Below are 8,915 nucleotides of genomic sequence, written 5' to 3' on the forward strand. Positions count from 1 at the left end.
TCATTTTAATATGAATTCAACGAAAGTGTTTTATATAATTCCCACTAATTGGGGTCAGTCCAGAATTTATAAAAAATTCATTTACTGGCTTTTTTGCTAGGAATGATGTCCCAGTCTCTTCTTTTATTCTATCTCATAAGTTTCTTGTTTAATAGGCAGCCATAATTGTATTTTAGTGAACGGGTCCTCGAATGAGAGATCAAAAGGATAAATTTCAACATATAAGCTATTTTTTTCATAAGGTAGAGTAAGTTGTAAGCTGGATTCAATATAATACCAAGCTTCATTAACAGTATAATCAACTTGACCTTGCAAATTAAATTTTGCATAGTGCCGCCCTGGTAATAACCGGTTTTCTAAGTGAGCTGGATAACGTTCACTAGGTACGCCCACAAATAATTCTACACCTTCATCTAAAGGACATGTAATAACAAATAACTCATATGGACTGATATTATTATATCGTTTTAATTCTTTTATTTTACCATCTAAATATAAATCTTCTAAAAAATCAGGAACTTTGTAAGGGTTAGATAGTTGATTAGCCTCGATATATTTTACATATCCAACTAGAGGTGTGTCTTTAGTCGTTTCTAGCCTGTAAGGGTATGGTGCTCTTTCTGTAGTTGTTAATTTAATATACAAACGTTCATTCATTTTTAGTTCTTCTTTTTTAGTAGAAGCTTGAATAGGAGATATTCCATGAAAATCACTAAAATCATTTGCAAAGTCATTTGAACTTAAATAATTATAGCGTTTTGCCACATCAACTAATCTCGAAGAACTTTGTATCATTTCTTTAGCAGCTTCAGTCATTTTTCGAGAGTGCGCATAACTTTCAGGAGGTTGTCCAACAATCATTTTAAACGATTGATCAAGATGGTAAGGGGAAAGACCAACGTAATCACTTAAATTTTGCAAATTAAAAGGCTCTAATAAATGATCTTCTATATATACAATTGCCTGTTGTATCTGCTTGATAACGTCCAAAACTTTCACTCCAATAAATTTACAATCAATACTAATATTTTACATTATTTTATAAAAATATACATCAATAATATAAAATTAAATTAAATTTTTAAATGACTATTTACACATTCAATTTAAAAAGGACAAGACCTTATTTTCAATAAGTGAAAATAATATAATGTGTCTTATCCTTTATATATTTATCACATGAAGTTTCTAATATATCTGTTTATTGAATATCGTCCCACCAATGATTTCCGTCTCTGCTTAATAATAAATCACTTTCGATAGGGCCATTTGTCCCTGATTTATAATTAGGGAAATTTGGATCAATCATGGTCCAATGTTCTTGAATAGCGTCCACAAATTTCCATGTAGATTTAAGTTCTTCCCAATGTGTAAAGTTTGTTGCATCACCTTTAAGACAATCGAATAACAAGTTTTCATATGCATCTACCGTGTTCATTTTATCTTGTGTACTCATAGCATAAGACAGTTGAACAGGTTTTGTTTCGATACCTTGAATACTTTTCTTAGCATTTAAGTGTAATGAAATACCTTCATTAGGTTGAATATTAATAACTAATAAATTAGAATCTAGTAATCGGTCCGTTTGATAATATAAATTCATAGGAACTTCTTTAAATTCTACAACAACTTGTATACATTTAGATTTCATACGTTTACCAGTACGAATATAGAACGGTACACCAGCCCAACGGAAGTTATCAATAGTTAACCTTCCAGAAACAAAGGTCGGTGTATTAGAATCAGACGCAACACGATCTTCATCTCTATAAGCGATAACACGTTGGTCATTAATAGTCCCTTCTCCATATTGTCCACGCACAAAGTTTTGATTGACTTCTTCAGGTTTTAATTGTCTTAAAGATTTTAATACTTTCACCTTTTCAGCTCGAATATCATCACTTTTTAGACTAATAGGTGCTTCCATTGCTAGTAATGCAACCATTTGTAACATATGGTTTTGTACCATATCTTTTAATGCGCCGCTCGATTCATAATAACCTCCACGATCCTCAACACCGAGTATTTCTGAAGAAGTGATTTGGATATTAGAGATATACTTATTATTCCAAAGAGGTTCAAACATCGCATTAGCGAATCGTAGAACTTCGATATTTTGCACCATATCTTTACCAAGATAGTGATCAATTCTGTATATTTCTTCTTCTTTAAATGATTGTCGTAATTGATTATTTAATTGTTCAGCAGATTTAAAATCACTACCAAATGGTTTTTCAATTACAAGGCGTTTAAATCCTTTAGTTTCAGTTAAGCCAGAAGCTTTTAAATAATCAGAAATTGGTCCAAAGAATTGAGGCGCCATTGCTAAATAGAATAGGCGATTACCTTCTAATTTAAATGTATCATCAAGTTCATTAGAGAATGTTAATAATTCATGATAACTTTCTTCTTCATTAACATCATTTTTAAAATAAAAAACATGTTCTATGAATTCATCGAGTCGATCAGTATCTTTGACGTGTGTTTGAATAGATTGTTTAACTTGTTCACGGAAAAAGTCGTTAGTATAATCTCTTCGACCAACACCAATAATGGCAATATGTTCATCTAAATTATCTTGTTGATATAAATGGAATAAAGAAGGGAATAATTTTCTATGACTCAAATCTCCAGTTGCGCCAAATATAGTAATTAAACAAGGGATATGTTTAGTATGTGTGTTCAAATTCAAAACCTCAATTCTTTAATTGCTATGATTCATTCATTATAAATTAAAACTGTTTTTCTTGATATATTTTTGCCTAAAATTGTTGATAATATTTACAATATTAAACTAAATAACATACAATTTATTTTTTATAAGTTACATTATACCCTAAATTCTGATAAATTCATTTATTTTATTTCATATGATAACAAACTTATAGACGTATGATAAAATATACTAAAGAAAGAGGAGGCAAATGCATGGAAGTTACATTTTTTGGAACGAGTGCGGGTTTACCTACTAAAGATCGTAATACTCAAGCCATTGCTTTAAATCTAGAACCTTATTCAAATTCAGTATGGTTATTCGATGTAGGAGAGGGGACTCAACATCAAATTTTGCATCACTCAATAAAATTAGGCAAAGTTGATCATATTTTCATCACACATATGCATGGCGACCACATTTTTGGATTACCTGGATTATTAACAAGTCGTTCATTTCAAGGTGGAGAAGATAAACCATTGACGTTAATAGGGCCAACAGGTTTACAACAATTTATTGAAACTGCATTGAAATTATCTGAATCTCATTTAAACTATCCTATTACATATATTGAAATTGATAATAATTTTACATATCATCATAATGGCTTTACAGTTTCATCAAGGTTATTAAATCATGGTATACCTTCATATGGTTATCGAATTGAGGCTCCTACAACACCAGGTACAATTGATGTCACTGCATTAAAGGCAATTGGACTAGAGCCGGGTCCTAAATATCAAGAAGTAAAAATGTTTGATACTTTTGAATATAATAATCAAATTTATCTTTCTAAAGACTTTAAAGGTCCAGCCAAACCAGGACCTATTGTTACCATTTTTGGAGATACGAAACCATGTGATAACGAATATATACTTGCAGAAAATGCGGATATTATGATTCATGAAGCAACATATATTGAAGGTGACAAAATTTTAGCAAATAACTATCATCATAGTCACATTGATGATGTATTTAAATTAATCCATCAGTCCAATGTGAAAAAAAGTTTTATTACCCATCTAAGTAATCGATATAATTTAGAAGAGATAGAAGAGATAAACCGTGCATTAAAAGAAATGAAAGATACACCAAACTTTGAGTTTGTTAAAGATTTCGATACATTCAAATTTTAAATCATATTAGAGTTTTTAATGATACGTAAAAACTCAAAAAATAGCTATAACGATATGTATTACTTAATTTTCATTATAGCTATTTTTAATATTTATTAATCCTCTTCACTTTTAGAAAGAGCGATACTTCTATGAACTGCAGCATCTAGACAGGCTTTAAAAACACCCTCAATATCATGTCGATTCAGTTCATTTAATCCAGCTTGTGTTGTGCCACCTTTAGAGGTAATATTTTTTCTAAGTTGTTCCATACTTAAATCTGATCGTTCAATCATCTTACTTGTTCCAATAATGAGATTTTTAATGGATTCTTCAACTTGCTTCTTTTCAAGACCTAATGATGTTCCTGCTTTAACATATTGTTCAAATACATGATATAAAAAAGCTGGTCCGCTTCCTGTAATAGCTGTCACTTGATGTAAATACTCTTCGTCAACTTCAATAACTGAACCAAAAGCACTAATTAATTCTGTTACTTCATCTTTAGAATGAGGATCGAAATTACCAGAAAAACTAATACCTGTTACTGAATGACCTATCTGTGCATTTGTATTGGGCATAATTCTAGCAACAGGATTATTCGTTTCTAGCTTTTCTCGAATATAATTTATCGATAAACCAGCCATAATAGATATAAAATGATGGTCTGATTGTATATGTGATTTAATACGTGATGCGACCGTTTCAAAATCATGAGGTTTAGTACCTAAAAAAATATAATCTGCATCTTTTAATAAAAATGCATCATCGTAACTATATTTTACTCCTAATTCTTTCGCAAATAATTTTAAAGTATTTTCATTTGATTTATTTGTTAAATAAATATCATTATGATTTAATATTTTAGAATCAATAATTCCTTTAAAAATGGCTTGTGCCATGTTACCAGCGCCATAAAATACTAACTTCATAAAACAGCACCATCCTTATCCTTAATTGATAAAACTATAGTAACATATTCATTAAAATTATTATCAAAAATTAACCATACTTGATAGATAGGAGAGAATCATCAGTGATCGTAGGTAAACATTTCATCGTAACTGGAGGAACTAGTGGCTTAGGTTTAGAAATAACGAAAAAATTATTAAAAAAAGGCGCATATATTACCCTCATTGTTCGTAGTACGGAGAAATTCGAAAATATTAATTTTAATCCGTACAAACATCGTGTTTCAATGATTAAATGTAATTTACAAGATACTTCACAAATAGATAATATTTCTAAATCCCTTTGTTATCCGATTGACGGAATCATTTATAGTGCAGGTTTAGGTTTTTTTAAATCAATACAATCTCATTCGTTAGAAGAAATCATGGAAACTTATGATGTGAATGTGCTTGGTTTTATTACATTATTTAAATCTGTTAAACCATATTTAACAATGAACGCTTCTATAGTGGCTATTTCAAGTCAGGCAGCATTTGCAACGCAAGCGAATGCTGCATTTTATGGGTCATCTAAAGCTGCTTTAAATGGCGTATTAAATGCTCTAAGAATTGAGGAGCAAGACTTTCATGTTATGACTGTTAATCCAGGTCCCATTAATACACCATTTCACAAAAAAGCAGATCCATCATTGAAGTATGCTAATAAATATGCGTCACTAATGATAGATCCTAAAATACTCGCAGAAGACATCGTTAAAGGTATTATCACTCGTAAATTAGAAATTAATAAGCCGCTATGGATGAATCCATTATTAAAACTTTACCAATTAGCTCCTAGAAAAATTGAAAAACATTTTGCTTCATTGTTTAAAAATAAAATATAATTTAACCTAAAAAAGTGATGAAGCATTCATCATAGATACTTCATCACTTGTACTTTATACCAACGATGATTTGTATGAATTTATAATAATGATTAATTACTCAAGATGCTGAGTATATTCCAAATCTTTCACACGGTGACGTGCTGATTTAATTTGATCCAAACTTACTGTTTTATTAAAATTAGCAATATTATCTTTTAATTGTGAAACAGAACTTGCACCAACAATAATAGAACCTAATGCATCATGGGATTTTAAATATTCGAATGATAAAGCACTTAAATTACTTTCAACTTCCTTAATAGAAGCAATCGTTTCTCCTAATTCATGATAATTATAGTCAAAAATACCATCGGAAAATTTCTGATCAAGTACATTAACACTATTTGAAGTAAGTAACCCTTTAAACACAGGACCACGTGCTAAAACTTTTACGCCATGAGAATGAATGTGATTCAAAAGACGTTCTGGACGATTATCAATAAGATTAAATTGAGACATAATCGTTTCTATTTGACTGTGTTTTAAATAATACTCAATCACGTTAGGTCTAATAGAAGAGATTCCATAAGCTTTGATTACACCTTCTTTTTTCAGTTCATCGAATGCACTAATCGTCTCATCTAGGGGATCATCAATTGTTCCACCGTGAAGTTGATAAAGATCTAACTGTTCTAAACCTAAACGTTTTAAAGAACTTTTAACACTTTCTTTAATATATTTTTTGGAAGGATCCCAAGTAGTACTACCATCATTAAGAGGTCTATTTCCTACTTTTGTTCCTATAACAATGTCATCTCTATTTTGATATTTCTTTAAAGACTTTCCAACAATGTCTTCATTGACACCTCTATCATAAATATCTGCAGTATCAAAATATGTGATACCATTTTCAATTGCACACTCAATGATTTCTTCTGCGTGATGATATTCTGTGCCTAAACTCATACAGCCTAAACCTAGTTCCGAAATTTCAATGCCACTTTTTAATATATTTTTTTGCATGAACAATCTCCTTCCGATACACTTTAGTTAACGCATTTATCTTATCAATTTATTAACTGAATGAAAAGGGACGTGAATATAATGGACTTTAATGAAAAAACATTTGATAGAACAGTCATTTATAATGGTAAAATTATCGATCTAGAAATACACGATGTGGAGTTACCAGACGGGAAAACTTCTAAGAGAGAAATTATCAAGCATAATGGTGCTGTGGCAATTTGCGCGATTACTCCAGAAAAAGAAGTGTTATTGGTTAAACAATATCGTAAACCTATTGAAAAACCCTTGTTAGAAATTCCAGCAGGTAAACTAGAAGAAGATGAAGAAAGAGAAGAAGCAGCTAAACGCGAATTAGAAGAAGAAACTGGTTACAAAGCTAATCATTTAACGTTCATTACTCATATGTATGGTTCTCCAGGATTTTCAAATGAGAAACTAACTATTTATTTTACTGATAATTTAAGTGTTGGAGAATTAAATCTGGATGATGACGAATTTGTAGAATTGTATAAAATACACTTAGACGATATCCATGCACTTTTAGAAAGTCATGAAATTGAAGATGCGAAAACAATAATTGCTTTACAATATGTATTATCAAATTATAATCATTCTAAATAAGGCATGATAACTACTTGATTTTTACTAAATTTATTGGTAATTTATTAATTGAAATAATTTAGTTTAAAATGATTATAATTAATTGAGGAGTGATGCTCCCGTGGAAGAACGTCTAAATAGAGTAAAACAACAATTACAGCAATCTTCTTATAAATTAACGCCTCAACGCGAAGCAACAGTTCGTGTGTTAATTGAAAATGAAAAAGATCATCTAAGTGCTGAAGATGTATATTTAAAAGTAAAAGATAAAGCACCTGAAATAGGTTTAGCTACTGTTTATCGAACTTTAGAACTACTTGCTGAATTAAAAGTAGTAGATAAAATTAATTTTGGTGATGGGGTAGCACGATTTGATTTGAGAAAAGAAGGTGCGAAACATTTTCATCATCATTTAGTTTGTATGGAATGTGGTAAGGTAGATGAAATTCATGAAGATTTACTGCCAAAAGTAGAAGAACGTGTTGAATCAGAATATCAATTTAAAATTTTGGATCATCGTTTAACATTTCATGGTATATGTTCAGAATGCCAAGCTAAAGGTAAATAATAAGTTAAACCTAATAAAGTGTTGTTTCAACTTTATATGCAAATGCTTAGAAGCGCTTTTCAAGATACAAAAGTAATATGTAATAATTAATCGATAGAAGGTGTGAAATTAAGAATCAATTTTGAATTCTATTTCATACCTTTTTTACATAAACGGAGGTGTAATATGAATACGATTATTGAAGAGTTCTTAAAATTTATTCAAATTGAAAAGGGATTGAGTGAAAATACTATCGGCGCATATCGACGCGATTTAGCTAAATATGAAGAATACATGAAAGAACATAAAATTGCTCATATCGATTTTATTGATCGGCAAGTTATACAAGAATGCTTAGGATATTTAATAGATCAAGGTGCTTCAGCTAAATCAATGGCGCGTTTTATCTCTACAATTCGCAATTTTCATCAATTTGCACTTAGAGAAAAATATGCCGCTAAAGATCCAACTGTCTTAATTGAGACTCCAAAATATGAGAAGAAGTTACCCGATGTTTTAGAAGTTGAGGAAGTACTGCAACTTTTAGAAACACCGGACTTAAATAAGAAAAATGGATATCGTGATCGTACAATATTAGAATTATTATATGCGACTGGTATGCGTGTTTCTGAACTGATACAAATTAATATTGAAGATATAAATCTTATTATGGGATTTATTAGAGTATTTGGTAAAGGTAATAAAGAACGAATTATACCATTAGGAGACACTGTGATTGAATTTCTAGATACGTATTTAGAAAAGGTACGTCCTCAACTTTTGAAAAAAACTATTACAAATGTATTATTTTTAAATATGCACGGTAGACCTTTAACTAGACAAGGAATATGGAAGATGATTAAACAATATGGTTCGAAGGCTAATATTAATAAAACTTTAACCCCTCACACGTTGAGACATTCATTTGCTACACATCTTTTAGAAAACGGGGCAGATCTAAGAGCAGTTCAAGAAATGCTTGGCCATTCAGATATTTCAACGACGCAACTGTATACACATGTGTCTAAATCCCAAATAAGACAAATGTATAATCAATTTCATCCTAGAGCTTAAAAATAAAAGAAAGAAAAGTGAATTATTTAACTTTTTGGACTGACCCCAATTAGTGGGAATGAT

General features: G+C 30.3%; 9 protein-coding genes. 5 read left to right on the forward strand and 4 right to left on the reverse strand.

Annotated elements, in window-relative coordinates; genetic code table 11:
* Positions 1-123: 123 nt before the first annotated feature.
* Positions 124-990: an AraC family transcriptional regulator gene (locus HMPREF3046_RS05045; RefSeq protein ID WP_070717090.1), complete on the reverse strand. Its 867-nt coding sequence runs from the start codon at positions 988-990 to the stop codon at positions 124-126.
* 211 nt (positions 991-1,201) lie between these two features.
* On the reverse strand, positions 1,202-2,686 hold the full coding sequence (zwf, locus tag HMPREF3046_RS05050; RefSeq protein ID WP_070717094.1) for a glucose-6-phosphate dehydrogenase: 1,485 nt from the start codon (positions 2,684-2,686) through the stop codon (positions 1,202-1,204).
* 242 nt (positions 2,687-2,928) lie between these two features.
* On the opposite strand from zwf, the gene rnz reads away from it, so the two are divergent.
* Positions 2,929-3,849, forward strand: coding sequence for a ribonuclease Z (gene rnz, locus HMPREF3046_RS05055; RefSeq protein ID WP_070717099.1), 921 nt, complete (start codon positions 2,929-2,931; stop codon positions 3,847-3,849).
* A 95-nt stretch (positions 3,850-3,944) separates the two neighbouring features.
* On the opposite strand, the gene proC is transcribed toward rnz, so the two are convergent.
* On the reverse strand, positions 3,945-4,760 hold the full coding sequence (gene proC, locus HMPREF3046_RS05060; RefSeq protein WP_070717102.1) for a pyrroline-5-carboxylate reductase: 816 nt from the start codon (positions 4,758-4,760) through the stop codon (positions 3,945-3,947).
* 104 nt (positions 4,761-4,864) lie between these two features.
* Between proC and HMPREF3046_RS05065 the strand changes: the two genes are divergently transcribed.
* Positions 4,865-5,623, forward strand: a complete 759-nt coding sequence (locus tag HMPREF3046_RS05065; RefSeq protein ID WP_083316368.1) for an SDR family NAD(P)-dependent oxidoreductase — start codon at positions 4,865-4,867, stop codon at positions 5,621-5,623.
* 96 nt (positions 5,624-5,719) lie between these two features.
* On the opposite strand, the gene HMPREF3046_RS05070 is transcribed toward HMPREF3046_RS05065, so the two are convergent.
* A complete protein-coding gene (locus HMPREF3046_RS05070) occupies positions 5,720-6,628 on the reverse strand; it encodes an aldo/keto reductase (protein WP_070717107.1) in 909 nt (302 codons plus the stop codon).
* Positions 6,629-6,709: 81 nt separating this feature from the next.
* Between HMPREF3046_RS05070 and HMPREF3046_RS05075 the strand changes: the two genes are divergently transcribed.
* The 3 genes from HMPREF3046_RS05075 (at position 6,710) to xerD (ending at position 8,852) form a co-directional block, all read left to right on the forward strand.
* Positions 6,710-7,252 (forward strand): NUDIX domain-containing protein, encoded by a 543-nt coding sequence (locus tag HMPREF3046_RS05075; protein WP_070717110.1) that lies wholly within the window; start codon positions 6,710-6,712, stop codon positions 7,250-7,252.
* A 100-nt stretch (positions 7,253-7,352) separates the two neighbouring features.
* Positions 7,353-7,799 (forward strand): ferric iron uptake transcriptional regulator, encoded by a 447-nt coding sequence (locus tag HMPREF3046_RS05080; RefSeq protein WP_048679284.1) that lies wholly within the window; start codon positions 7,353-7,355, stop codon positions 7,797-7,799.
* 165 nt (positions 7,800-7,964) lie between these two features.
* Positions 7,965-8,852 (forward strand): site-specific tyrosine recombinase XerD, encoded by an 888-nt coding sequence (gene xerD / locus HMPREF3046_RS05085; protein ID WP_070717113.1) that lies wholly within the window; start codon positions 7,965-7,967, stop codon positions 8,850-8,852.
* Positions 8,853-8,915 lie beyond the last annotated feature (63 nt).

This window comes from Staphylococcus sp. HMSC070D05 (genome assembly GCF_001815595.1).
GTDB classification, from domain to species: domain Bacteria; phylum Bacillota; class Bacilli; order Staphylococcales; family Staphylococcaceae; genus Staphylococcus; species Staphylococcus hominis.

Excerpts from the sequence above, each read along its gene's own strand:
- rnz (WP_070717099.1), top strand. The coding sequence starts at position 2,929 with ATGGAAGTTACATTTTTTGGAACGAGTGCGGGTTTACCTACTAAAGAT.
- proC (WP_070717102.1), bottom strand. The coding sequence starts at position 4,760 with ATGAAGTTAGTATTTTATGGCGCTGGTAACATGGCACAAGCCATTTTT.
- HMPREF3046_RS05070 (WP_070717107.1), bottom strand. The coding sequence starts at position 6,628 with ATGCAAAAAAATATATTAAAAAGTGGCATTGAAATTTCGGAACTAGGT.
- HMPREF3046_RS05075 (WP_070717110.1), top strand. The coding sequence starts at position 6,710 with ATGGACTTTAATGAAAAAACATTTGATAGAACAGTCATTTATAATGGT.
- xerD (WP_070717113.1), top strand. The coding sequence starts at position 7,965 with ATGAATACGATTATTGAAGAGTTCTTAAAATTTATTCAAATTGAAAAG.